The 22,254-nt window shown below is 74.5% G+C and carries 22 protein-coding genes; 7 read left to right on the top strand and 15 right to left on the bottom strand.

Going from position 1 to position 22,254, the window contains the following annotated elements:
* The first annotated feature begins 249 nt into the window (after positions 1 to 249).
* The gene (locus AB8735_RS30120) at positions 250 to 2,304 is read left to right on the top strand and encodes an exo-alpha-sialidase (RefSeq protein ID WP_372411939.1); all 2,055 of its coding nucleotides are present in this window, start codon (positions 250 to 252) and stop codon (positions 2,302 to 2,304) included.
* 46 nt (positions 2,305 to 2,350) lie between these two features.
* Here the strand turns inward: AB8735_RS30120 and AB8735_RS30115 are convergent, their stop codons facing one another.
* Complete coding sequence (locus tag AB8735_RS30115) at positions 2,351 to 3,409, bottom strand: bile acid:sodium symporter family protein (RefSeq protein WP_372410674.1); 1,059 nt, start codon at positions 3,407 to 3,409, stop codon at positions 2,351 to 2,353.
* Positions 3,410 to 3,503: 94 nt separating this feature from the next.
* Here AB8735_RS30115 and AB8735_RS30110 point away from each other — a divergent pair, with 94 nt between their 5' ends.
* Both AB8735_RS30110 and AB8735_RS30105 read left to right on the top strand, forming a co-directional pair.
* Positions 3,504 to 4,388 carry a LysR substrate-binding domain-containing protein gene (locus AB8735_RS30110; RefSeq protein ID WP_344025521.1) on the top strand — a complete coding sequence of 295 codons (885 nt, stop codon included), beginning with the start codon at positions 3,504 to 3,506 and terminating at the stop codon, positions 4,386 to 4,388.
* A 171-nt stretch (positions 4,389 to 4,559) separates the two neighbouring features.
* The gene (locus tag AB8735_RS30105; protein WP_372410672.1) at positions 4,560 to 6,389 is read left to right on the top strand and encodes a long-chain fatty acid--CoA ligase; all 1,830 of its coding nucleotides are present in this window, start codon (positions 4,560 to 4,562) and stop codon (positions 6,387 to 6,389) included.
* A 65-nt stretch (positions 6,390 to 6,454) separates the two neighbouring features.
* Here the strand turns inward: AB8735_RS30105 and AB8735_RS30100 are convergent, their stop codons facing one another.
* Positions 6,455 to 6,760, bottom strand: a complete 306-nt coding sequence (locus tag AB8735_RS30100) for a 4a-hydroxytetrahydrobiopterin dehydratase (RefSeq protein ID WP_372410671.1) — start codon at positions 6,758 to 6,760, stop codon at positions 6,455 to 6,457.
* 72 nt (positions 6,761 to 6,832) lie between these two features.
* Here AB8735_RS30100 and AB8735_RS30095 point away from each other — a divergent pair, with 72 nt between their 5' ends.
* Positions 6,833 to 7,642 (top strand): helix-turn-helix domain-containing protein, encoded by an 810-nt coding sequence (locus AB8735_RS30095; RefSeq protein ID WP_372410669.1) that lies wholly within the window; start codon positions 6,833 to 6,835, stop codon positions 7,640 to 7,642.
* Here the strand turns inward: AB8735_RS30095 and AB8735_RS30090 are convergent.
* Together AB8735_RS30090 and AB8735_RS30085 are read right to left on the bottom strand one after the other, a co-directional pair.
* Positions 7,632 to 8,003, bottom strand: a complete 372-nt coding sequence (locus AB8735_RS30090) for a nuclear transport factor 2 family protein (RefSeq protein WP_372410668.1) — start codon at positions 8,001 to 8,003, stop codon at positions 7,632 to 7,634. The genes AB8735_RS30095 and AB8735_RS30090 overlap by 11 nt on opposite strands.
* Before the next feature lie 131 nt (positions 8,004 to 8,134).
* Positions 8,135 to 9,517 carry an amino acid permease gene (locus AB8735_RS30085; RefSeq protein ID WP_344025510.1) on the bottom strand — a complete coding sequence of 461 codons (1,383 nt, stop codon included), beginning with the start codon at positions 9,515 to 9,517 and terminating at the stop codon, positions 8,135 to 8,137.
* 490 nt (positions 9,518 to 10,007) lie between these two features.
* Here AB8735_RS30085 and AB8735_RS30080 point away from each other — a divergent pair, with 490 nt between their 5' ends.
* The gene (locus tag AB8735_RS30080) at positions 10,008 to 10,334 is read left to right on the top strand and encodes a hypothetical protein (protein WP_372410666.1); all 327 of its coding nucleotides are present in this window, start codon (positions 10,008 to 10,010) and stop codon (positions 10,332 to 10,334) included.
* 85 nt (positions 10,335 to 10,419) lie between these two features.
* Here the strand turns inward: AB8735_RS30080 and AB8735_RS30075 are convergent, their stop codons facing one another.
* The 3 genes from AB8735_RS30075 to AB8735_RS30065 form a co-directional block, all read right to left on the bottom strand.
* Positions 10,420 to 11,268 (bottom strand): trypsin-like serine protease, encoded by an 849-nt coding sequence (locus AB8735_RS30075; protein ID WP_372410665.1) that lies wholly within the window; start codon positions 11,266 to 11,268, stop codon positions 10,420 to 10,422.
* A 131-nt stretch (positions 11,269 to 11,399) separates the two neighbouring features.
* Positions 11,400 to 12,176: an SGNH/GDSL hydrolase family protein gene (locus tag AB8735_RS30070; protein ID WP_372410664.1), complete on the bottom strand. Its 777-nt coding sequence runs from the start codon at positions 12,174 to 12,176 to the stop codon at positions 11,400 to 11,402.
* Between the two features lie 150 nt (positions 12,177 to 12,326).
* Positions 12,327 to 12,611, bottom strand: a complete 285-nt coding sequence (locus tag AB8735_RS30065; protein ID WP_372410662.1) for a hypothetical protein — start codon at positions 12,609 to 12,611, stop codon at positions 12,327 to 12,329.
* Positions 12,612 to 12,845: 234 nt separating this feature from the next.
* Between AB8735_RS30065 and AB8735_RS30060 the strand changes: the two genes are divergently transcribed.
* Entirely contained in the window at positions 12,846 to 13,373 is a 528-nt protein-coding gene (locus tag AB8735_RS30060; RefSeq protein ID WP_372410659.1) for a GNAT family N-acetyltransferase, read from the top strand.
* A 7-nt stretch (positions 13,374 to 13,380) separates the two neighbouring features.
* Here AB8735_RS30060 and AB8735_RS30055 read toward each other — a convergent pair whose 3' ends face one another.
* The 3 genes from AB8735_RS30055 to AB8735_RS30045 form a co-directional block, all read right to left on the bottom strand.
* Positions 13,381 to 14,175, bottom strand: coding sequence for a hypothetical protein (locus tag AB8735_RS30055; protein WP_372410657.1), 795 nt, complete (start codon positions 14,173 to 14,175; stop codon positions 13,381 to 13,383).
* A 26-nt stretch (positions 14,176 to 14,201) separates the two neighbouring features.
* Positions 14,202 to 15,332, bottom strand: a complete 1,131-nt coding sequence (locus tag AB8735_RS30050; RefSeq protein WP_372410655.1) for an MBL fold metallo-hydrolase — start codon at positions 15,330 to 15,332, stop codon at positions 14,202 to 14,204.
* A 63-nt stretch (positions 15,333 to 15,395) separates the two neighbouring features.
* Positions 15,396 to 16,622, bottom strand: coding sequence for an aminotransferase class I/II-fold pyridoxal phosphate-dependent enzyme (locus tag AB8735_RS30045; protein WP_372410652.1), 1,227 nt, complete (start codon positions 16,620 to 16,622; stop codon positions 15,396 to 15,398).
* A 398-nt stretch (positions 16,623 to 17,020) separates the two neighbouring features.
* Between AB8735_RS30045 and AB8735_RS30040 the strand changes: the two genes are divergently transcribed.
* On the top strand, positions 17,021 to 17,371 hold the full coding sequence (locus AB8735_RS30040) for a VOC family protein (RefSeq protein WP_344025491.1): 351 nt from the start codon (positions 17,021 to 17,023) through the stop codon (positions 17,369 to 17,371).
* Between the two features lie 18 nt (positions 17,372 to 17,389).
* Here the strand turns inward: AB8735_RS30040 and AB8735_RS30035 are convergent, their stop codons facing one another.
* The 5 genes from AB8735_RS30035 to AB8735_RS30015 all read right to left on the bottom strand — a co-directional run bounded on the left by AB8735_RS30035 (position 17,390) and on the right by AB8735_RS30015 (position 22,081).
* Positions 17,390 to 18,004, bottom strand: coding sequence for a LysE family translocator (locus AB8735_RS30035; protein WP_372410650.1), 615 nt, complete (start codon positions 18,002 to 18,004; stop codon positions 17,390 to 17,392).
* Between the two features lie 65 nt (positions 18,005 to 18,069).
* Positions 18,070 to 18,744: a response regulator gene (locus AB8735_RS30030; RefSeq protein WP_372410649.1), complete on the bottom strand. Its 675-nt coding sequence runs from the start codon at positions 18,742 to 18,744 to the stop codon at positions 18,070 to 18,072.
* The gene (locus tag AB8735_RS30025) at positions 18,741 to 20,036 is read right to left on the bottom strand and encodes a sensor histidine kinase (protein ID WP_372410647.1); all 1,296 of its coding nucleotides are present in this window, start codon (positions 20,034 to 20,036) and stop codon (positions 18,741 to 18,743) included. The genes AB8735_RS30030 and AB8735_RS30025 overlap by 4 nt, the downstream gene beginning before the upstream one ends.
* Entirely contained in the window at positions 20,029 to 21,138 is a 1,110-nt protein-coding gene (locus AB8735_RS30020; protein ID WP_372410645.1) for an acyltransferase family protein, read from the bottom strand. The genes AB8735_RS30025 and AB8735_RS30020 overlap by 8 nt, the downstream gene beginning before the upstream one ends.
* Positions 21,131 to 22,081 carry an alpha/beta hydrolase gene (locus tag AB8735_RS30015; RefSeq protein ID WP_372410644.1) on the bottom strand — a complete coding sequence of 317 codons (951 nt, stop codon included), beginning with the start codon at positions 22,079 to 22,081 and terminating at the stop codon, positions 21,131 to 21,133. Before AB8735_RS30015 ends, AB8735_RS30020 begins: the two co-directional genes overlap by 8 nt.
* Between the last annotated feature and the right edge of the window lie 173 nt (positions 22,082 to 22,254).

Genomic DNA, 22,254 nt, shown 5'->3' with positions numbered 1-22,254 from the left:
CTTCATGGTCCTTGCGGGAGGAAGGGCCGTGTACGGTGACCGCCCCGGACACGGGAGTTCACCGCGCACGCTCCGTCCGCTCCCGCCCGGCAGCCCCTGCCACGTCACGCCACGTAACGTCACGTCACGTCACGTCACGACCTGCCCCGACGCGCAAAGGAACGGGCCATGGCACCGCGGTCGACCGTCCGGCGCTCTCCCGGACGCCCCACCACCCCACTCCGCCGTCCCGGACGGCCTCACACCCCACTGCCGTCCATCCGCCCGGCCCGCCCCAGACGCCGAAGAGCGCCCGGAAGGACGGCGGAGGCGGCGCTGGCAGGAGCACTGCTGCTCGCGCTCCTCCCCCTCCCCCCTGCGGCGGCGGCCCGCACCGGGCCGGCGGAAACCACCCCGCACCGGGGGGAGTTCGAGGAACATGTCCTGTTCGACGCCCGGCGCGAACCGGGCCACGGCTACGCCTGCTTCCGCATCCCCGCGCTGGTCACCACCACCAGGGAGACCGTCCTCGCGTTCGCCGAGGGCAGACGGCACAACTGCGGCGACGCCACCGACATCGACATCGTCCTCAAACGGTCCACCGACGGCGGCCGCACCTGGGGCCCGCTGCGGGTCGTCGGTGCGGGAGGCGGGGACACCTATGGCAACCCGGCGCCCGTCGTGGACCGCGGCACCGGGCGGATCCTGCTGGTCACCACCTCCAACCGGGGCCGTCCGGACGCGGAGAGCTGCGCGGTCCCCTGCGACCGCGTCCCCCACCTCCAGTACAGCGACACCGACGGCACCGGCTGGTCCGCCCCCGCCGACCTGACCTCCGGCCTGCGGCCGCGCGGCTGGAACTCCTGGTACGCCACGGGCCCCGGCCACGGCATCCAGCTCGCCCACGGACCGCACCGGGGCAGGCTCCTGGTCGGCGTCAACGCGGAGAGCCACGACGGCACCCGGCTCACCGCGGGCCATGCGGCCCTGGCCTACAGCGACGACGGAGGCGGCCACTGGCGGCTCGGCGCGATGGACACCCACCCCGTCGCCCGGGACGGCACCTACCGGCAGCGGCCGTCGGAACTCACCCTGGCGGAGCGGGAGGACGGCACGGTGTACGTCAACGGGCGCGAGCAGAACGGCACGGACCTCGGCAACCGCGACGACGCCGTCAGCCGCGACGGGGGCCGCACCTTCGCCGCCCCGTTCCGGGCCCTGCCCGATCTGTACACGCCCACGGTGCAGGGCGCCGTGCTGCCGCTGAGACCGGGCCGCTGGCTGTTCGCGGCGCCGGCCGATCCCGACCGGCGCCGGACGATGACCGTCCGCTCCTCCTACGACCAGGGGCGCACCTGGGAGGACGTCGAGCGGGGCCGTACGGTCACCGCCGACTGGTCCGGTTACTCGGACATGGCGCCGGCCGGCCCGGGCGCGGTGGGCCTGCTCTACGAGGCGGGGCGGAGGGACGCCCGCCAGGAGATCCGCTTCGCCCGCTTCACCGAGGACTGGCTGGGCCCGCGCCGCGGACCGGGCCCGACGACACCGGACCGGGCCCCGGGGGCCCGGGGAGCGGTGGTGCTCGGCCGCCCCCGGCCGGTGGACGGGCGGTCCGGCGGCGGACTGCGCTTCGCCGGGGGACATCCGCCGGGGGCCCGGACCGGCGACGGCGGCAGGCCCGGCGGTGAGTACGCGTACGCGCAGGAGGACGGTCCGGCAGCGGGGATTCCGGCGGCCGCCCCCGCGGCCGGCGGCGGCGATGCCCTACGACTCCCCTACCGGACCGCCCTCCCGCTCGGGGCGGGCGACTTCACCGCCTCCCTGTGGTTCCGCTACGGTCCCGGTCCGCGCCGCGGCGAGCAGCCCTTCCTCTGGATGGGCGGGGTCGGCGGGGCCCCGCAGGTGGCGCTGTTCGGGGAGCCGGAGGCGGGGCGCGTCACCGGCCGGGTGACCGCCGTCGCGGGGCCGGGCCCGGCCCGGACGGCGCAGGTGTCGGTGCCCGGCCGCTATGACGACGGGGCGTGGCACCGGATGACGCTGCGCCGGGCCGGCGGCCGGATCGTGCTCACCGTGGACGGCGTCTCCGCCACCGCACCCGGTGTCCCGGGGTCGGTCAGCAGGACCACGACCTTCGGGGTGCACCTGGCCCAACGGCCCGACGGCCGGGCCTTCCTGACCGGTGATCTGGACGATGTGCGGGTCCATCGCCGGGCCCTGTCGGACGCGGAGCTCGCCCGGGCCGACGGTTCCGGGGGCCTGCCGCCCGCCCCGCGCGACACGGTGCTGTGGCTGCCGCTCGACCGCGTGGACGGAGCGGTCCGGTGACGGCCCGGACCGGGGCCGCCCGACCCCCGCCGTCGGCGGCTCCCCGTCAACCGGCCTGTTCGGCCGGGGCGTTGGCGGACACCACCGCTCCCCCGGAAGGCGCGGAGGGGGCGGGCATGGAGGGGACGGCCGTCGCGGCGGCCTCGCGTCCGTACCGCTTGGCGAGCACGGCGCAGACCATCAGCTGGAGTTGGTGGAAGAGCATCAGCGGCAGCACGGCCAGGCTGGCGTCCGCCCCGAACAGGACGGTGGCCATGGGCAGTCCGGCTGCCAGGCTCTTCTTGGAGCCCGCGAAGACGATCGCGATCCGGTCCTCGCGGGGGAAGCCCATCCGGCGGGTCCCATAGGTGGTGAGGGTGAGCATGAACGCCAGCAGCACGGCCTCCACCCCCAGCAGGGCCAGCAGCCGCCACGGGGTGACCTGGTGCCAGATCCCGCGCACCATGCCGGCGCTGAAGGCCGCGTAGACCACCAGCAGCACGGACGCACGGTCGACCCGCCCCAGCACCGTCCGGTGGCGGCCGAGGAAGCCGCCGACCCAGCGGCGGAGCAGTTGCCCGGCGAGGAAGGGCACCAGCAGCTGGGACACGATCGACAGCAGCGAGTCCAGGGAGAAACCGGCCCCGCTGTTGCCGAGCAGGGCCGCTGCGAGCAGCGGGGTCAGGACGATGCCCACGATGCTCGAGAAGGAGCCGGCGCAGATGGCGGCCGCCACGTTGCCGCGTGCCATGGAGGTGAAGGCGATCGACGACTGGACGGTGGAGGGCACCAGGCAGAGGAAGAGCAGTCCGTCGTGGAGTCGGGGGGTGAGGACATGGGGCACAAGGCCGCCGGCGGCCAGCCCGAGCAGCGGGAAGACCACGAAGGTGCAGGCGAGGACGGTGAGATGCAGCCGCCAGTGCCGCAGGCCCGCCACGGCCTCCTTGGTGGAGAGCCGGGCCCCGTAGAGGAAGAAGAGCATCGCCACCACGACCTTGGCGGCTCCGTCGGCGACGGTGGCGGCCTGTCCGCGGGCGGGCAGCAGCACGGCCAGCAGGACGGTGCCCAGCAGGGCGGCTATATAGGGATCGAGGGGGAAACGGCTGAGGAAGGCGGGTCGTGGCATGACTGCCAGCCTGCCGCTGACCTGGGCTCATCGGGAACCCCGTTCAGCACGCTGACTGTCATCACGGACTGCGATGACCGCCTAGTCTGGAAATATGTTCGAGCCCACTCATCTGCGGACGTTCCTCACCGTGGCCCAGACGCTCAGCTTCACCCAGGCCGCCCACCGCCTGGGCCTGCGCCAGTCCACCGTCAGCCAGCAGGTGCGCAGACTGGAGGAGGCGGCCGGCCGTCAGCTGTTCGCCCGGGACACCCACAGCGTGGCGCTGACCGAGGACGGCGAGGCGATGCTGGGGTTCGCCCGGACGATCCTGGAGGCCAACGAGCGGGCGGCGTCCTGGTTCGCGGGCACCCGGCCGCGCGGCCGGCTCCGGTTCGGCGCCTCGGAGGACTTCGTGCTGACCCGGCTCCCGGAGGTGCTGGAGGCCTTCCGCCGCGACCACCCGGAGGTCGAGCTGGAGCTGACGGTCGACCTCTCGGAGACCCTGCACGAGCAGCTGGCCTCCGGCCGTTTCGACCTCGTCCTGGTCAAGCGCCACCCCCACCAGCCGCACGGGCAGCTCGTCTGGCGCGACCGTCTGGTGTGGATCGGCAGCGAACGGCTGCGCCTGGACGCGCACCGGCCCCTGCCCCTGGTGGCCTTCCCGCCCCCGGCCGTGACCCGGGCGCGCGCCCTGGAGGTGCTGGAGCGGCACGGCCGTCCCTGGCGGGTGGTGTGCACCAGCCGCAGCCTCAACGGCCTGGTCGCCGCGGCCCGCGCCGGGCTGGGCGTGATGGCCCACACCAGCGGCATGATCCCGCCGGGCCTGGTGCGCATACCGGCCCGCGCCGGACTGCCCGAGCTGGGCGGCATCGACGTGGTGCTGCTGCACGGCGCCGCCCCCGGGCGGGACGACGCGGCGCGCGGCAGCGCGGACGCGCTCGCCAGGGCCGTCCTGGCCGCCGGGGACCGGCTGCACACCACGGCGGACCCCGTCTGACGACCACCCGCGCCACTCCCACCGCCCCCGCCACCTGCGGACCTGACACACCGTGCACAACAATCCGCCCGGATCGGGCACTTCCCGTCCGCCTTCCGGTACCGAGGATTCGCCGGAGCGGGATCGGGTACGGTCACCGGCGCTGTGCGGAGCGTCGCGAGGAGCGAGAATTTGCGCGAGTTCACCGTCCCGCCGCTGGCACCGGCCCCGTCCGCCGGCGGTCTGGCGGACATCGTGTTCGAGCACGCCGCCGAGGCCCCGGACCGGGTCGCCTTCGGCCGCAGGGCGGAGGGTGCGTGGCAGGACGTGACCGCGGGCGCGTTCCGCGACGAGGTCCTGGCCGTCGCCAAGGGCCTGCTCGCCCAGGGCGTCCGCGACGGCGACCGGGTCGCGCTGATGTCCCGCACGCGCTACGAGTGGACGCTTTTCGACTTCGCCCTGTGGTGCGTCGGCGCCCAGTCCGTCCCGCTCTACCCCGCCTCCTCGGCCGAGCAGGTCTACTGGACCCTGCACGACGCGGGCGCCACCGCCTGCGTCGTCGAGCACGGGGACCACGCCATGACCGTCGGCTCGGTCATCGACCGGCTGCCCCGCCTCGTCCGCCTCTGGCAGCTGGACGCGGACGCCGCCGGTGAACTGGGCGCGGCGGGCGCCGGCATCCCGGACACGGAGGTGCACCGGCGCCGCTCCGCCGTCACCCCCGCCTCACCGGCCACCGTGATCTACACCCCCGGCACCACCGGCCGCCCCAAGGCCTGCGTCCTCACCCACGCCAACCTCATGGCCGAGACCGACAACATCGTCCGCGGCCTGGCCCCCGTCTTCCGGCCCCCCGGGGAGGACCCCGCCCTGCTGCTGGCGCTGCCCCTCGCCCATGTCCTGGGACGGATGGTGCAGGTGGCGTCAGTGCGCGCCGGGATCCGGCTGGGGCACCGGACCAGGAGGTCGCAGGAGGCGCTCCTCGCCGACCTGCGGTCCTTCCGCCCGACGGCCGTCTGCACGGTCCCCCACCTCTTCGAGAAGGTCTACTCCACCGCCCGCCGGGAGGCGGAACGGGCCGGGAAGGAGCGCCCCTTCGAGAAGGCCGCCGAGGTCGCCGTCCGCTACGCCGGTGCCCTGGAGGACCGTTCCTTCGGCACCGGCCCGGGGCCGGGCACCGCGCTGCGCGTCCAGCGCCAGGTCTTCGACAAGCTCGTCTACTCCAAGATCCGCGAATCCCTGGGCGGCAGGCTGCGCTTCGCGCTCTCGGGCGGTTCCTCCCTGGACCGCCGCCTGGGCCTGTTCTTCGCGGGCGCCGGCATCACCGTCATCGAGGGCTACGGGCTGACGGAGACCACGGGCGCGGCGACCGCCAATCCCCCGGACCGCCCCCGGTTCGGCACGGTCGGCCGGCCGGTCCCCGGGACGGGCGTGCGGATAGCGCCGGACGGCGAGGTGTGGCTGAGCGGCCCCCAGGTCTTCTCCGGCTATCTGGACGACCCGCGCGCCACCGGGGCGGTGCTGTACGACGGTTGGCTGGCCACCGGCGACCTCGGCGCCCTCGACGAGGAGGGCTATCTGACCGTCGGCGGCCGCCGGAGCGAGGTCCTGGTGACCGCGGACGGCGCGAGCGTGCAGCCCTCGGCGCTGGAGGACCGGGTGCGCGCCCACCCCCTCGTCGACCGCTGCCTGGTCGTCGGCAACGGCCGCCCGTACCTCGCGGCCCTGGTGACCCTGGACCGGGCGGAGGTGGCGCACTGGCTGGCGCTGCGCGGCAGACCCCTGCTTCCCCTGGCCCAACTGGTGCGCGACACCGGGCTGGAGGCGGAGATCCGGGAGGCGGTGGTGGCGGCCAACGCCGGCCTCCCCCCGGCCGAGTCGGTCCGCACCTTCCGGATCCTCACCGGCCGGTTCACCGAGGGGCAGGGGCTGCTGACCCCGACCCTGAAGCTCAAGCGCAAGGCCATAGAGAAGGTGTACGCGACGGAAGTGGACGCGCTTTACGAGGAGGCCGTACTCTGACCGGACCCGGCCACGGGCGGGCCCTGTCCACCGCACGGCCGCGGGCGGACAGGACCGTCGCGCCGTCAGCGCGCCCCGTGCCCGGGGGCGATCGCCTCGATCCTGCGGGCCAGTTCGACGTCCAGCCCCGTGACCTTGCCGCCCACGCTGTGCGTGTTCACGGCGATCGTCACGGTGTCGTACCCGAGGGTCAGATCGGAATGATGCCCCAACTCCTCCTGGATACGGGCGATATGCACCACCAGGGCCACCGCCGGGAAGTGCCCCGGGAGGCGGTACGAGCGACGGAGCAGCACCCCGTCCGTCGTCCAGCCGGGCAGTTCCCTGAGGCGCTCCTCGACGTCCTGCTGCGAGAGCGGTTCGACCGGCATGTCCCCTGTCCCTTCGTCCTCCGCCGACACCGGTTCGACAAGGGTCCCACGGGGCGCGGGTAATGTCGCGGCATGACGACTGCCCCGTCCGGCGCCCCCGCGGTGGGCACGCTCCTGCGCACGTGGCGGAACCGGCGCCGTATCAGCCAGCTGGAGCTCGCCCTGCGCGCCGACTCCTCCGCCCGCCACATCAGCTTTGTCGAGACGGGCCGTTCCCGGCCGAGCCAGGAGATGATCCTGCGTCTCGCGGACCACCTCGACATACCCGTCCGGGAGCGCAACGCCCTCCTCGTCGCCGCGGGTTACGCACCGCACTATCCCGAACGGCCGCTGGACGACCCGGCGATGAGCGAACTGCACGCCTGTCTTCAGCGCCTGCTGAGCGCCCATGAGCCCTGCCCCGCGCTCGTCGTGGACGGAACCTACGAGGTCGTGGCGGCCAACCGGGCCGTCGCCCTGCTGCTGGACGGCGTCGCCGCGGAACTGCTCGTTCCGCCGATGAACGCCATGCGCCTGACCCTGCACCCCCGCGGCATGGCCCCGCGCATCCGCAACTACGGCCAGTGGCGCGCCCATCTGCTGCACCAGATGGAGCGCCAGCTGGCCGTCCTGCGCTCGGCGCCGCTGCGCGCCGTCCATGAGGAGGTCAGCGCCTATCCGCCGCCGGACGTGCCCGGCGAGGGACGGACGGACGACGGCCCGGCGGCCCCCTTCGCGCTCCCCCTGGTGCTCGAACACGGCGGCCGGACGCTGTCCTTCGTCTCCACCGTCTCGACGTTCAACACCCCCATGGACGTGACCGTCTCCGAACTGGCCCTGGAGACCTTCCTCCCCGCCGACCCGGAGACGGCCGCGTATCTGCGGGAGGCGCTCACGCCGTAGCGGGCACCCGGTCCAGGAATCCGAGGACGCCGCTCAGGCGCCCGTCCCCCGCGAGCGTGGCGACGTCCGACCCCGCGACGGGCGCGGAGCCGTCGGCCTCCGAGACCAGTTCCCAGGAGAACCGCACGGTGTCGTGGTGCCCGTCCACGTCCCCCGTCGGCCGGAAGACGAATCCGGGGAACCGCTCCCGCGCCCCGGCGATCACCGTGGCGAGCGCCTCGTGCCCGCGGACGTCGGCGAGCGGGTCGGTGTACGTGCCGTCCTCCGTCCACGCGGCGGCGACGGCCCGGGCACGGGCGTCCGCGGCGACGGCGTTCCAGGCGGTGAAGTAGCGGGCGACGGCGTCCTCGTAGCGCGACATGGTCGGTTCTCCCTCTCTCGACGGGTCGACGGGTACGGAAAGGCCCCCGGACCCGAGTGCGCGGTTCCGGGGGCCATGGCTCCACCCTGTCGTGAACGGGAAAGGGGCGCGATTACCCCTGACGTAAGGGCCTACGCCGCCGTGACCACCTCGGGGGCCGGGGCGTCCTCCGCCGTCTCCGGCGTCTCCGCCGGCTTCGGGCGGCGTGCCGCCATCCACGCGTAGACGAGGACGCCGGCGAAGAGGAACAGCACGCCCTGGTAGACCGCCTCGTATCCGGCGCCGGCGACCAGCCAGAAGGAGAACGCGAACGCGCCGAGCGCGAGGACCATGTCGCGGGTCAGCCGGCCGGGGCGGACGCGGTCGCGCCGGCCGGTCAGCAGGAAGTACACCTGGGCGGCCGCGGCCAGCAGGTAGGGGACGGTCGCGGAGAACGTGGTGATCAGCACGAGGATGTTGAAGACCCCGCCCGCGCCGGACACGTAGTTGATCACGGTCAGCCCGGTGGCCAGCACCGACGCCGCCAGTACGCCGGCCGTCGGCACCCCGCGCCGCTTGCGGGCGAAGGCCGCCGGGAACAGGCCGTCCTTGGCCGCCGCGTACGGCATCTGGGCGCTCATCAGCGTCCAGCCGTTGAGCGCGCCCACGATGGAGATCACCGCGGCGCCCGCGATCAGCGTGCCGCCCCATTCGCCGCCGAACATCGCGTTGACCGCGTCGGAGAACGGCGCCGTGGAGTCGACCAGCTTGTCGTGCGGGACGCTGCCGAAGACGGAGACCGTGCCCAGCAGGTAGACCAGGGCCGCGCCGATGGTGCCCAGGACGCTCGCCCGGCCGACGTTGCGGCCCGGGTCGCGGACCTCGCCCGCGCTCATGGCCGCCGACTCGACGCCGACGTAGCTGTAGAGCAGGATCGCCGCCGACGCGGTCAGCCCGCCGGCCCAGCTCCCGCCGCCCTCGTGGAAGTGACCGAGGTTCTTCGGGTCGAAGAAGAACAGCCCGACGACCGCGACGAACAGCAGCGGCACGAACTTCAGCACGGTGGAGACCAGCTGCACGGCCCCCACCCAGCGCGTGCCGGCCAGGTTCGCCAGCGCCGGCAGCCACAGCAGGGCCAGGGCGACGGTCAGGTCCGCGCCCATGGAGCCCTTGCCGCCGGTCAGGACGTGGAAGTAGCCGACCCCGGCGACCGCCAGGGCGGCGTTGCTGACCCAGGTCATGGTCCAGTACGACCATGCCGACAGGAACCCGGCGAAGTCGCCGAACGCCGCGCGGGCGTACACGTACGGGCCGCCGGTGTGCGGATGCCGCTCGGCGAGCCGGCCGAAGACCAGCGCGAGCGCGATCGCCCCGACGGTCAGCACGCCGAAGGCCAGCAGGCTGACCGTGCCGAACGGGGCGACGGAGGCGGGCAGCAGGAAGATGCCGCCGCCGATGATGTTCCCCATCACCAGCGCGACCGCTGTGGGGAGGCCGAAACGGCGCGTGTGCGTGCCGTCGGTCGTGTCGTGCATGGTGGGTGGTGCGCCTCTCATCCTGCGGGCAGGTCGCAGATCTGTGCGATACGAGCACATGGTGACCAGTAGGGGGCCCGGCGCAAAATCGCGCTTTTTTGTCCCGTGCGGGGTGCCTCTTGGCCGGAAATGGTCCAGCGAACCGGCTTGCGGGCCGTCATTCGTCCGCTGCCTCTGCGACGAGCAGTATCAGCGGACCCGACGGCCGATCGCAGTGACCGGGGTCACAGCGACCTTCCCGCCACCGCGGCGTCGGCATATTTGGAGCGGGTTATCCGTATACGCGACTAATTAACTCGTGCGAGCTAATCCTTGACTCGGCCGTTGCCGGTCGGCACATGCCGCCGACATCGTTCCCTCAGGGGCAGGAACTCCTGCGGCGATGGTTTCGGAATTTCTTTTCCGCACGCCGCTTCGCCCCCTACCCCTTGGCTTACTCCTTGGCAGGGCTCGGCAATCCCCTGCGGATCCAGCGACATCTGGAGGAGAAATGCGTCGATTCACCGCGAAGAACCGTCTCGTCATGGGCCTGACCGCGGCCTCGTTCGCCGCCGCGCTGACGCTCGGGGGCGGAGTTCCGGCCCAGGCGGCCGGTGGAGAGGTGGTGGTGTTCCAGGTGGACGCCCTGCCGCTCAAGCATTACCCGAATCCCCAGGGCTGCACGAACCTGTCCACCGCGCTGCACCATGTCCTGATCAATCAGACCGATCGTCCGGTCAAGGTCTACAACTTGCCGAATTGCATCGGAGTGCCGCTGGCGACCGTCCAGCCGGACACCGGCGCGCACGCGGACACCTTCCTCAGCTTCTCCGCCTGAAGCTTCTCCGCCTGAAGCTCCTCCGCCCGAGAAACCCGCGACGCGGCCCGCGGCAACAACGGGCCGCGCCGCTGCGCCCGGGCCGTCAGGAAGCTCGCGCCACCCACTCCCGCACCGCCGCCACATCCGCGAACGCCGCGTCCGCCGGCTGTCCGCACCTCTTGCCCGCCGTCTCGCCGCCGAAGCTGGCGATGCCCACGAGCTCGGGGCGGCGGCCTTGCCGGACGACGAGCGGGCTGCCGCTGTCGCCCGTGCACATCGTCGTGCCGCCGCCGCGGCGGTCGCCGGCGCAGAAGGTGGAGGCCCGGTCCACGGTCGCGGGCGTCCCGGCGGCGCACTCCCCGTGCGGGACGGCCGTCAGGTCGCCGCGGCGCAGGACGTCACCGCGGATCTCCACGTCCGGCCGGGACGGGTCGGGCGCGGCGACGGTGCCATGGCTGAACATGGCCGCGTCCGCGCCGGGGGCGGGACGGTGACGGGCGAGGGCCAGGGGCCGGACGCCCCGCACGGGTGCGGCGAGGCGGATCACCGCGATGTCGTACTGCGCGGAGGAGAGTTCGGGGGCGCCGGGGTCCACGGGGGACGGAAGGAGCCGGTATTCCGGGTGCAGTCGGGTGCGGGCGAGGTCGCGGACGACCCCCGGGTCGCGGGAGAGGACGGACGAGCCGATGTGCACCTCCAGCCGGGCGGGATCGACTCCGTCGAGGCAGTGGGCGGCGGTGAGGACCGTGTCCTCCCCGACCAGCGCCCCGCCGCAGGACGCGCGCGGCAGCAGCGGACCGTCGCCCTTGACGGCCAGGGTGGCCAGCCACGGGGCGGCGCCGGGGGCCGGCAACTGCCGCCCGCCGGTCATGGCCTGGGCCGGCGGACCGGCCAGGACCAGGGCGGCGGCGGCCGCCGCGACGGCCGTAACCGGGCGCGAGAGGCGAGGCATTGGGTCTCCTTGGATGTCGGTCCGGGGCGGGATCGACAGTACGGAGATGTGGCGGCGAATTGATCAGCCTGAGGTCGCTTCTCGGGTCATACCGTGGGGGCACGGGCCCTTAGGGGTCCGCACCCTCCTCCTCACGGCAGCAGGCTCTCGTATCCCCGGTACCCCTCCCCGTTGGGGTGGTACGACTCCTGCACCGCCAGCCCCGCCCCGTTGATCCACGGATCCGCGGCACACGCCCCGTGCCCCGCGAACCTCCCCCGCGGATCCGCGTACGCGAATCCCGCCGCCCGCGTGCGGTCGGCGATGACGGCGTCCAGGTGGTCCACCGCCGCGTCCAGCCGGTGGGCCCGCGGCGGTGCCGGGATCAAGCAGGGGGCGCCGCCGAAGAGATGGGGGTAGCCGAGGACGATCACGCGGGCGCGCGGGGCGCGGTGGGCGATGGCCGCGTACGCCTCGTCCAGGCGGGCGGGGAGGGTGCGGTCCATCGCACGCTCGGCCCGGTCCGCCTCCGCCGCGCAGCTCGCGGACAGGCCGATGCTGCAGGCCTGCATGACGCGGGCGTAGTCGACGTCGTTGCCGCCCAGCGTGAGGGTGACCAGGGCGGTCTCCGGTCCCAGGGCCGGGAGTTGACCGGTCACCAGGTCGTGGGCGGTCGCGCCCGCGCAGGCGGGGAAGCAGAAGTCGGCGACGTGGTGGGCGGCGGCCCACCGGGGGCCGTAGGCGTGCGGGCTGCGGAAGCACGCGCCGGAGGCCGCGTCGTAGTCGTGGGCACCGAGGCCGGAGGAGAACGAGTCGCCGAGCGCGGCGTAGGAGGCTGCCGGTCTCGCGTCGGCGGCGGGCAGAGGCGCGGCGCAGACCAGGGCGAGCGCGGCGGTGAGGGTCGTGGCGAGGCGGCGGAAGATACGCACGTGAGGCTCCTTCACCTTCCTGGGTGGAGAGGTTCCCTACCGCTTTCCCCGCCGCTCCACGCCCCGCTCCGGCGGGCATTCGCACGTTCGATATCGCGCGCTCCACCCGCCGGGCCAATGGGGGCGGGACCCGCCCGCCCCCGTCCGGAATCACCCGGGGAACTTGGGCGAGCCCTTCCGCTCGGCGTCCTCGCACATGTTCAGCTTCCGCTGGATGGCGTTCGCCTGAGCGAGGGTCCGCTTGGCCGCGGCGTACTCGCCCTCGTGCTTCAGCCGGTTGGCCTTCGCCTTCAACTGGGCGATCTCCTGGCGCATCTTGGGGTAGTTGCAGGTGACGGTGTGGCCCGAGGCCGAGGCCTCGACGGGGGCGGTGCCGAGCAGGACGCCGCCGGCCAGGGCGGCGGTGACGGCGAGGGCGGATATGCGTCGACGCATAACTCTCTCCAGACCGGGTCGGAATGGACCCGTGTGGGGGTGTCTGATTTCGGTCGGTCACCTTATACGAGGCGTCCTGGGACACAGGGTTCGGCCGGTGCCCGTGACCGGTTCCTCCCGGCTCGGGCCCGTATGCCGTTGCGGACACGGAGGAGCATTCCGGTCATGGATGCAGAAGGCGTGCAGGGTACTCCGGATGTGACTGAGCGGCGTGCGGATGGGCAGGATGTCCCCATGACGACCACGCTGCGAACACCCCGGCTGACGCTGCGCCGTTGGCGCGAGGACGATATCGAGCCGATGGCCGCCATCAACGCCGATCCGGAGGTGATGCGCTGGATCGGCGACGGGTCCGTACAGGACCGGAAGCAGACCGCCGCCGGGATCGCGGCGTGGGAACGGGAGTGGGAGGAGCGGGGCATCGGCCTGTTCGCGGCCGAGCTGCGCCAGGGCCGCCAACTCATCGGTTTCGTGGGCCTGTCGGTGCCGCGCTATCTGCCGGAGATCCTGCCCGCGGTGGAGATCGGCTGGCGCCTCGGCCGGGCGTACTGGGGGCGCGGCCTGGCCACCGAAGGCGCCCGCGCCGCGCTGGACTTCGCGCTGAGCGGCCGCGGGCTGGCGCGGGTGGTCAGCGTCCACGCCATAGGGAACGACGCCTCCGAGCGGGTCATGCGCAAGCTCGGCATGCGGCAGGAGCGGGAGACCCGCCACCCGTCGCTCGGGGTGCCGCTGCGCGTGCACGTCCTGGAGCCGAGCCCCTAGAGCCCCCTCAGCCCCAGTCCGGCGCGGGCCGCGACGCGTGGAGGACGGCGTGGTAGTAGCCCTCCGCCTCCCGCCCGGCCGGGTCCAGCCCGGCCGCCCCGACGCGCTCCAGGGCGTTGCGCCGCTCCTCCGGTCCGGTGAAGCGGCGCTGGGGGAAGGTGCGTTCGGGAGTCCTGGTCACCAGCCCGTGCCGGCGCAGGACGTCGGCGACCGGCCGGTAGTCCACGGGCCGTACCGCGAACGCGACCACCCAGGCGCGGCCGTGGCAGGCGGTGGCGACGGCGTCGAAGGTCCGCGGACCGATGTAGCTCAGGCCGCCGGTGACGGTGACCAGCCGGGCCGGTGCGAGCGCCGCGGCGAGGGCCGCGCTCGCGGGGGCCGTCTCCAGGTTCTCGGCGAACGCGGCGTCCAGCAGCCCGGCGTCCGCCGCGTAGGCCACGGCCCGTGGCGAGACGTCGACGCCGACGACCGGGCACGCGTCCGGCCGGCGGCGGGAAGCGTAGAACTCCCGGTCCGAGGCGATGAGTTCCTCGCGGGACAGGCCGTCCGTCGCCGGGCCCGTGTAGCGGTCGTAGAGGTCGCCCAGGGTGAGGTCGTGGTTGAGCAGGGCGGCGTTGATGCCGTAGGAGCAGCAGAGGTCCACCACCGTGACCGGGCCGCCGGGCCGGCGGCGGGCGAGCTCGGCGACGGCGGCCCGGAAGACGGGCTGCGCGTGGTGCGGGATCCGGTAGTCCAGGGGTGCCAGCCGGGCGAAGTAGGCACGCGGATCGGGCCGGTCGTAGATGTCGTCGAAGCTGCTCATGCCCCGGCGGCCGGGAGCGCCCGCCGTCACGTCGCGAAGGGGTCCACGGGGACCGGCCGCACCGCCCGGTCCCGGCCCGGCTCCAGCACCCGGGACCCGCCGACCGGCAGGTCCCACAGCTCGTCCCGCGGGCGGCCCGTCGCGGCCCACGCCGCCCGCACTCTCAGCAGGGGTTCGAGCGGCGGCTCGGCGGAGAGCAGGAACGTCCCCCAGTGCATGGGGGCCATCGCCCGGGCGCCCAGGTCCTGGCAGGCGCGCACGGCCTCCTCGGGGTCGGTGTGCACGGGGCCGAGCATCCAGCGCGGGTCGTACGCGCCGATCGGCAGGAGCGCCAGGTCGATGCCGGGGTAGCGGGCGCCGATCCGTCCGAACCAGTGGCCGTAGCCGGTGTCCCCCGCGAAGTAGACGCGCTGCCCGCCCGGGGCCGTCAGCACCCAGCCGCCCCACAGGGAGCGGCAGGTGTCGGTGACGGTGCGCTTGCTCCAGTGGTGGGCAGGGACGAAGTCGAAGCGCACCGGCCCTGCCGCGCCGGGCAGTTCGACGGCCTCCCACCAGTCGAGCTCGGTGACCTGGGTGAAGCGGCGGCGGCGCGCCCAGCGGGCGAGTCCGGCGGGCAGGAGCAGGTGGGTGTCGCGGGGCAGCCGCTTGAGGGTGGGGGCGTCCAGGTGGTCGTAGTGGTTGTGGCTGATGACGACGGCGTCGACGCGCGGCAGGTCCTCCCAGGCCACCCCGACCGGGGTGATTCTGGGCGGGGTGCCGAGGATCCTGCGGGACCAGACGGGGTCGGTGAGCACGGTGAGGCCGCCGATGCTCAGGACCCAGCTGGCGTGCCCCGCCCAAGTGGCGGCCACCGTGGCCGCGTTGACGACGGGCGGCGGGGCGGGCTCCACCGGGACGCCGGGGATCTCGCGCAGGGAGGCGGCGGAGGGACGCAGCCGTCCCTCCCGGGCGAGGCGGGCGAGGGCGCGGACGCCCGGCAGCGGGGCGGTCAGGCGGTCGGCGAACGACCGGGGCCAGATGCGGATCTCCCCCGTGGAGCGCGGGGCCGCGAGGCGGCGCCCCGGGCGCTCGCCCCGATCGCCCCGATCGGTCCGACCTGTCTGATCGTTCTGCTCGGTCTGACCTGTCTGCTCGGTCTGCTCGGTCTGCTCGGTCATCGAAGGGCTCCGTTCGGGAAGAGCAGGCTCGTCGACGGTGGCGGGCCGGCCGACGGCGGCGGGTCAGCCGCCGGCCAGTTCGGCGAACGCCGCGCCGAGGGCGTCCAGCGCCCGGGCGACGTCCGGCAGCGCGGGCGGGTCGGGGTCGTCGAGGGCACGCCGGCGCAGGTCGTCGTCGGTGCCCAGCAGCGACAGCGCGGAGAGGCGGACGCGCAGGGCGTCCGGTTCGTCCCCGAACCGATGGCCGCCGAGGACGGGCCGGCCGAGCGCGGCGGTGAGCCGGCGCTCCAGGTCGACGGAGTCGGTCACCCCGCGCCGGGCCAGCGGTTCGCGCAGCTCGCCGAGGTCGGCGTAGAGGTGCGGGCCCGTCTGCGGGGGGCGGACGATCGCCCCCGCGGCGGTGATCCGTGCGTGGACGGCGCCGGTCAGGGACGCGTACAGCCGCGCGGCGGCGGCCGCGCGGGCGCGGACCGGCGCGGGCTCGCCGAGCGCCCAGGCCGCGGCGCCCGCGACGGGCGGCGGGAGCTCGGCGCGCAGCGCGGCCAGGACGGAGAGGGCGCGGGTCCGCAGGACGGGGCCGGGGGCGGCCCGGGGGAAGAGCGCGACGGCGGCGGGCCAGGCGGCCGGGGCCGGGCCGCCCGCGAGGTCGGCGAGGACGACGACGCGGTCCGGGTACATCTCGGCGGGGCCGACGAAGACCGTGGCGTGCGGATCGTGCCGGCTGTCCCGCCAGGTCTCGTCGCTGATGACGGTGAGCTCCTCGGCGGCCGCGGCCTCGCAGACCTCGTGCAGGATCTCGGGCGGGGCGACGGTGCCGGTGGTGTCGTCGGCGACCGACAGCACGAGGAAGCGCGGTCTCCCGCCCTCGGCCCGGATCCGGCCGACGGTCTCCAGCAGGGCGAACGGGTCGGGGACGCCGCCGCACTCGGCCGGGACGGGCACGTGGTACGCCAGCCGCCCCGCGAGGCGGGCGAGCGGCCCGTACCAGGCCGCGCAGGGCCTGGTGAGCAGTACCTCGCCGCCCGCCGAGGCGAACAGGGCGAGCAGGAGGGGCTGGGCGCCGGGAACGGCGACGACGTTCGCCGGATCGGCGGCGAGCCCGCGCCGCGCCCAGTAGCCGCAGGCGGCCTCGCGCAGGGCGGTGCCACCGCCGAGGGGTTCGGACGCCGCCCGCCCGGCGTCCGCCGCGAGGTGTTCGGCGAGCTCGGGGAGCACGGGCAGGGAGGGCTCGGGGCCGGGGAAGGCGGAAACACCGGAGTCGACGGGCGGCGGCGGGGAACCCTGCTGCATTCCGTGCGCACCTCCTCCATGTGTGCGTACGTGCCGCGCACCGCTCTTCCCCGGCCTGCGGCACGGCACGTTTTTCGTCCACCTTCGCAGACGGGGCGGGGCGGGGCCGCCCGACGCGGGCGGGCGGGTGACGGCGGGGCGAGGGGGCCGGGCGGGGGCGGCCCGGGGGATTCTGCCCCGCTCCCTCGCCTTTCACCTCCCCCGGAGGGGGTGCCCCCGTCCCGGGTCCCCGCACCGTCGCCCCGGCTCGCGCTCCGCGCGGTGGCACCCGTTTCGCCGGTACGGGTGAACCGCGCCGCGCCCGGACGAACTCCTGTACAGGGAGAGGCCGTTCGCCGCGCACCACTCCCCCGTGAGGCCGTCTTCCGCCCCACCGTCGGACAACTAGCCTGGCTCCCATGAACATTCTGGGGACTGCGCTGAGGGTATGTGTCCGCGATCTCGAAGAGTCGATCACCGTCTATGAACGGCTGACGGGGGCGGAGGCGATGCGCTTCCGGCGCGGCGGCGTCGCCGTCGCGGCCGTCGGTTCGTTCTTCCTGATGAGCGGCCCCGAGGCGGAGTTGTCCGTCCTTCGGAAGATCACGGCCACGATCGCGGTGACGGATGTCGACGAGGCGCTCGCGGACCTCCGCGCCGTCGGCGCGGAGATCATCGCCGGCCCGGTGCCGACGCCCATCGGCCGCAACCTCGTGGCCCGCCACCCGGACGGGGCGATCTTCGAGTACGTGGACCGCAAGCAGGAGTGACGGGACGGCCGCGGGTCGTCACCCGGCGTCGGTGGCGACCCGCACCCCGAAGCCGATCAGGACGACACCGGTCACCCGGTCCAACGCGCGCCGCACACGCGGCCGTTCGAACACGGACCGCGCCCGCGAGACGACGTGGACGTAGCCGCCGAGCCAGCCCATGGTCAGCACCGCGTGCAGCCCGACCAGCAGGCCCATGCCCGCCGCCGTGGACAGCCCGTCCGGGGCCAGGGTCGGCAGAAGACCCGTGTAGAACACGGCGATCTTGGGGTTGAGCACGTTCGTCACCAGGCCGGACGTGTACGCGTTCCGCGCACCCTTCGACTCCCGCGCTTGCGGCACGGCCGCCTTCCGGCTCTGCCACAGCGCCTGGACACCGAGGTAGGCGAGGTACGCCGCGCCGAGGATCTTGACGACGAAGTACGCCTCCGCCGAGGCGGCGAGCACGGCCGCCAGCCCGACGACGGTGAACACCCCCCAGACGAGCAGTCCGGTGGTGATCCCGGCGGCCGTACGGAGGGCTTCCGCCCGGCCGGAGGCGATGGCCCTCTTGGTGACCACGGCCATGTCGGGGCCGGGCACGATCGTGAGCAGGGCGAGCACGCCCGCAGCCGTTGCTGTTTGCATCCACATGCGGCCAGTGTGCGGGGGCGCCGCCCGCTCGGGGATATCGGGGTAGCTGGACGCCGGGCCGTCGTTCAGTAGCCGGCAGGCCGCACCAGGCCCGTCTCGTACGCGAAGACGGCCGCCTGCGTCCGGTCCCGCAGGCCGAGTTTGAGCAGGATCCGGCTGACGTGGGTCTTCACGGTCTGTTCGGCGACGACGAGCCGCTCCGCGATCTCGGCGTTGGACAGGCCCTGGGCGACCAGCGACAGCACCTCCGTCTCGCGCTCGGTCAGCGCGCCGACCCGCTCCTTGAGCGGGGCCCGCGGACTGCTCCCGCCCATCCGGGAGAACTCGGCGATGAGCCGCCTGGTGACGCTCGGCGCGAGCAGGGCGTCACCGGCGGCCACGACCCGTACCGCCTGGGCGAGTTCCTCCGCCGAGGCGTCCTTGAGGAGGAAGCCGGAGGCACCGGCGCGCAGCGCCTCGTAGACGTACTCGTCCAGGTCGAAGGTGGTCAGGACGAGGACCTTGACGGCGGCGTCGGAGGCGGCGGTGATGCGGCGGGTGGCGTCGATGCCGCCGAGGACGGGCATGCGGATGTCCATAAGGACGACGTCCGGGGCGAGTTCGGCGACCTTGCCGACGGCGTCGAGTCCGTCCACGGCCTGGCCGACGACCTCGATGTCCGGCTCGGCGTCGAGCAGCACGGTGAAGCCCTGGCGGACCATCACCTGGTCGTCGGCGATGAGTACGCGGATCGTCGTCACGGAGCAGCCTCGGCAGAAGGAGTGGTGGGCAGGACGGCGGTCACCTCGTAACCGCCGTCCGGGGTCGGGCCGGTGGCGAGGTCGCCGCCGAGCATGGCGGCGCGTTCGCGCATGCCGAGGATGCCGTGGCCGGCGCCCGGCGAGGGCGGGGCGGGGCGCCCGGGCGCGGAGTTGGTGACGCGGACGGCGAGCGTACCGGCCCCGTACGCCGTCTCGACGCGCACCGCCGCGCCGGGCGCGTGCCGCATCGCGTTGCTCAGCGCCTCCTGGACGATGCGGTAGGCGGAGAGCTCGACGCCGGGCGGGAGCGGCCGCACCGGGCCGGTGGTGGCGGTGGTGACGGCGACCCCGGCGCCGCGCACCGTGGCGACCAGGTCGCCGAGTTGGGCGAGGGTGGGCTGCGGCGCCCCGGCCGGGCCTTCCTCCGAGCGCAGCACGCCCAGGACGCGGCGGAGTTCGGTGAGTGCCTCGACCGCGCTGCCCCGGATGGCGGCGAGGTTCTCCCGCAGTTCCGGGGAGGGGTTCTCGACCAGGTGCGGGGCGACCTGGGCCTGGATGGAGACGACGGACATGTGATGGGCGACGACGTCGTGCAGTTCGCGGGCGATGCGGCCGCGCTCCTCCAGGAGGGTGCGGCGGGCCCGTTCGTCGGCGGTGAGCTCCTGCTGCTCGGCGAGGCGGGTGCGGGCCACCCGGCCCTGGCGCAGCGCGGCGCCGAGCACGACGGCGAGGGTGAGGAGCAATGCGTCCCAGACGACGGCCTGGGGGCGGCGCCCCGCGTCGAGCACGATGCAGGCGGCTCCCGCGAGCAGGGTGACGGCCAGTGCCACGACCGCCGCGAGGGGGCGGATCCGCAGGGCGAGCAGGAACAGGACGAGGGTGTGCAGGAGCAGCGCGGACAGGGTCCAGGGCCACCAGCCGGTCGTCCCGGGACCGGGTTCGTCCGCCAGCAGCCCGGTCAGGAACAGGGCGAGGGTCGACAGCCACCAGGCGGGGACGGGGCGGGAGAGCGCGAGGACGGCGGGGACGGACTGGAGCGCGGTGAGGAGTGCCACGGTCGAGGACGGCGCGAGGATGCGCGTGTTCTCGTTGGCGTTGTAGAGGGCGAGGAGGGCGGCGAGCAGCACGATGTGGAAGTGCGGCAGCGGGCCCAGCCAGACGGAGCGCGGCAAGGGGTCGCGTGCGAGCGTGAACAGGGCGCGCGGTATCGCGCGCAGTGCGGCGACCGTCTGTTCCCTGCCGCCTCTTCCGTTCTCTCCGTCCCCCCGTTTCACAAGATCCACCCTAGACATGTCGTACCTCCTGAACACCGGCGGGGCGGCGCAGCTCGTGAATATGGAAGGCGGACCGGCACACCAGCAGCGCCGCCGCGAACACCGGCAGCCAGGCGAGCCGGGCCAGCACCCAGTCCGGTCCGTCGGGAAGGGTGTGCAGTCCGGGCAGGGGCCGGCCGGCGAGGAGGCCGAGGGCGGTGACCGCCATCATCGCGGTCTGGTGCCAGAGGAAGACGGTCATGGCGGAGAGGTTGAGCAGGGCCACCGCCGCCCAGGCCGCGGGCCGGCGCAGCGCGCGGCGCAGCGGTCCGAGCAGCAGCAGGGCCGCCCCGCACTGGGCGAGGCCGAAGGTGACGGCGGCGAGGGTGGGCGGGTTGAGGTTGGATATCCGGGCGCCGGGGACGCCGACCATGGCGGCGGGATAGCCGGCCCACAGCACGAGCGCGGCGGTGGCGGCGGCTCCGCCGAGCAGCAGCGCCCAGCCGGTGGCCCGGCCGGTCGTCCGACGGTGCGCGCCGAGGCAGTACGGGACGAGCCAGCCCGCCGCCACGTTGAGCCAGCCGAGATTCGCGGGCCCGTCCAGGCCGAAGCGGACCAGGTCGACGAGGAGGACGACGGCGAACGGCCAGAGCGGGTGCAGGCGCGCGACGAGCGGGGTCGCCGCCGTGAGCACGGTGAGGACGAGGAGGAGCCACAGCGGGGAGAGCACCAGTTTGAGCAGTGCGTACAGCGTCCCCGGGGACGTCCCGGCGGCCAGCATCGCCCCGGCCGCCGCCGACCAGACCGCGATCACGGCCACGACCGGGCCGAACAGCCGTGACAGCCGGGCCCCGAGCCACCGCCGATACGGCACACGCCGGGACGCGTAGCCCCCGGCGGCCACCCGCCCGCCCACCATGAAGAAGACGGCCAGCGGCTGGAGCAGCCAGGAGACGGGTGCGAGGGCGGGCATGGCGTGCAGCGGGCTGACGGCGCGCAGGGTGCCGCTGTCGGCCACGAGCGCGGTGACGAGCCAGTGGCCGAGCACCACGCCGAGGATGGCGAAGGCGCGCAGGGCGTCGAGGGCGCGGTCGCGCCCGGGCGGGGTCGCGGCGTCGATGCGCCGGGCGAGGTCACGCACGGCCGTGCCCGGTGACGATGCGGGCGATGCTGTCCAACGGTACGGATCCGGGCCGCAGATAGTCGCTGTGGCCGCCGTCGCCCGCCGCGAAGAGCCGGGCGCCGAAGGCGGGCGACACGAGGTCGGCGCCGAACCCGACGGTGGTGAAGGGAAGTTGGAGTCGGGCGTGCGGCACCTCCGCTATCCAGTCGCCGGCGGCGCGGCCGGCCCAGACGGTGGCCCGGGTGTGCAGGGCGGCGACGTCGGGGGCGCCGGTGCCGGGGCTGCCGTAGAGGACGAGGTCGGCGACGTCGAGCCCGGCGGCGGCCCGGCCGCAGACCACCGAGCCGTAGGAGTGGCACAGCACCGAGACGCGGGCGCGAGGTGTCGCACGCCGCAACTCCTCGATGAAACCGCGCAGTTCACCTGCCGCGGCGTCCGCCCGGCCGGGGGTGAGCGCCGCGGCGCTCGCCGCAGCCGGGGTGCGGTAGCCGAGCCAGGCGACGACGGCGGAGCGCGCGCCGAGCCGTTCCGCGAGGGCCGTCGCACCGGCGCGCAGCCGCCCGTACGTCTCCGGGCCGGTGTCCGACCCCGGCACCAGCACGGCGATCCGGTCGGCCCGGGACAGGTCGCCGACGACCTCGGCGGACCGGCCGCCGTCGCGGCCGTCGAAGGAGAGGAAGTGCCGGCCGGGCGCGGCCATCGCCTCCAGCGCGGCGGCGCGCCGGTGGTCGCCGTGGGCCCCGGCCGTCCGCTCCGCCGCCAGGATGTCCCGGCGCACGGCGGCGTAACGGCCGTCGAGGGCGGCCGGGGTGACGGACCGCAGCGGCGACAGGGCGGCCGGTGCGGGCGCCGGGACGGCGGAGGGCCGGGCCTCGGCCGCGACGGGCAGGGCCACGGAGGCGGCGACGAGTGCGGCGAGCAGGGTGCGGCGCGTACGGCGTACGGGCGGGCGGGGCGCCATCGGAGGTCCTTCCGTACCGGGTCACCGGATGACCGGGTTCTTGGGGTGCGGTACGGACGATAGGGACCGGGCCGGATGGTCGGCGTCCCGCTGCGGTGGGCTCTTCGCGCGTAACCCGGAAGTATGACGGGTAGGGGGTGCCGACCCGTCTGAGCAGCGATTTTGACCCGAAC

The organism is Streptomyces luteireticuli, assembly GCF_041519305.1.
Lineage (GTDB): Bacteria > Actinomycetota > Actinomycetes > Streptomycetales > Streptomycetaceae > Streptomyces > Streptomyces luteireticuli.
Note: the sequence above shows the minus strand (reverse complement) of the source record. Positions and strands in the feature narration are given on the sequence as shown.

Excerpts from the sequence above, each read along its gene's own strand:
- AB8735_RS30115 (WP_372410674.1), bottom strand. The coding sequence starts at position 3,409 with ATGCCACGACCCGCCTTCCTCAGCCGTTTCCCCCTCGATCCCTATATA.
- AB8735_RS30110 (WP_344025521.1), top strand. The coding sequence starts at position 3,504 with ATGTTCGAGCCCACTCATCTGCGGACGTTCCTCACCGTGGCCCAGACG.
- AB8735_RS30100 (WP_372410671.1), bottom strand. The coding sequence starts at position 6,760 with ATGCCGGTCGAACCGCTCTCGCAGCAGGACGTCGAGGAGCGCCTCAGG.
- AB8735_RS30095 (WP_372410669.1), top strand. The coding sequence starts at position 6,833 with ATGACGACTGCCCCGTCCGGCGCCCCCGCGGTGGGCACGCTCCTGCGC.
- AB8735_RS30090 (WP_372410668.1), bottom strand. The coding sequence starts at position 8,003 with ATGTCGCGCTACGAGGACGCCGTCGCCCGCTACTTCACCGCCTGGAAC.
- AB8735_RS30085 (WP_344025510.1), bottom strand. The coding sequence starts at position 9,517 with ATGCACGACACGACCGACGGCACGCACACGCGCCGTTTCGGCCTCCCC.
- AB8735_RS30080 (WP_372410666.1), top strand. The coding sequence starts at position 10,008 with ATGCGTCGATTCACCGCGAAGAACCGTCTCGTCATGGGCCTGACCGCG.
- AB8735_RS30075 (WP_372410665.1), bottom strand. The coding sequence starts at position 11,268 with ATGCCTCGCCTCTCGCGCCCGGTTACGGCCGTCGCGGCGGCCGCCGCC.
- AB8735_RS30065 (WP_372410662.1), bottom strand. The coding sequence starts at position 12,611 with ATGCGTCGACGCATATCCGCCCTCGCCGTCACCGCCGCCCTGGCCGGC.
- AB8735_RS30060 (WP_372410659.1), top strand. The coding sequence starts at position 12,846 with ATGACGACCACGCTGCGAACACCCCGGCTGACGCTGCGCCGTTGGCGC.
- AB8735_RS30055 (WP_372410657.1), bottom strand. The coding sequence starts at position 14,175 with ATGAGCAGCTTCGACGACATCTACGACCGGCCCGATCCGCGTGCCTAC.
- AB8735_RS30050 (WP_372410655.1), bottom strand. The coding sequence starts at position 15,332 with ATGACCGAGCAGACCGAGCAGACCGAGCAGACAGGTCAGACCGAGCAG.
- AB8735_RS30045 (WP_372410652.1), bottom strand. The coding sequence starts at position 16,622 with ATGCAGCAGGGTTCCCCGCCGCCGCCCGTCGACTCCGGTGTTTCCGCC.
- AB8735_RS30040 (WP_344025491.1), top strand. The coding sequence starts at position 17,021 with ATGAACATTCTGGGGACTGCGCTGAGGGTATGTGTCCGCGATCTCGAA.
- AB8735_RS30035 (WP_372410650.1), bottom strand. The coding sequence starts at position 18,004 with ATGTGGATGCAAACAGCAACGGCTGCGGGCGTGCTCGCCCTGCTCACG.
- AB8735_RS30025 (WP_372410647.1), bottom strand. The coding sequence starts at position 20,036 with ATGTCTAGGGTGGATCTTGTGAAACGGGGGGACGGAGAGAACGGAAGA.
- AB8735_RS30015 (WP_372410644.1), bottom strand. The coding sequence starts at position 22,081 with ATGGCGCCCCGCCCGCCCGTACGCCGTACGCGCCGCACCCTGCTCGCC.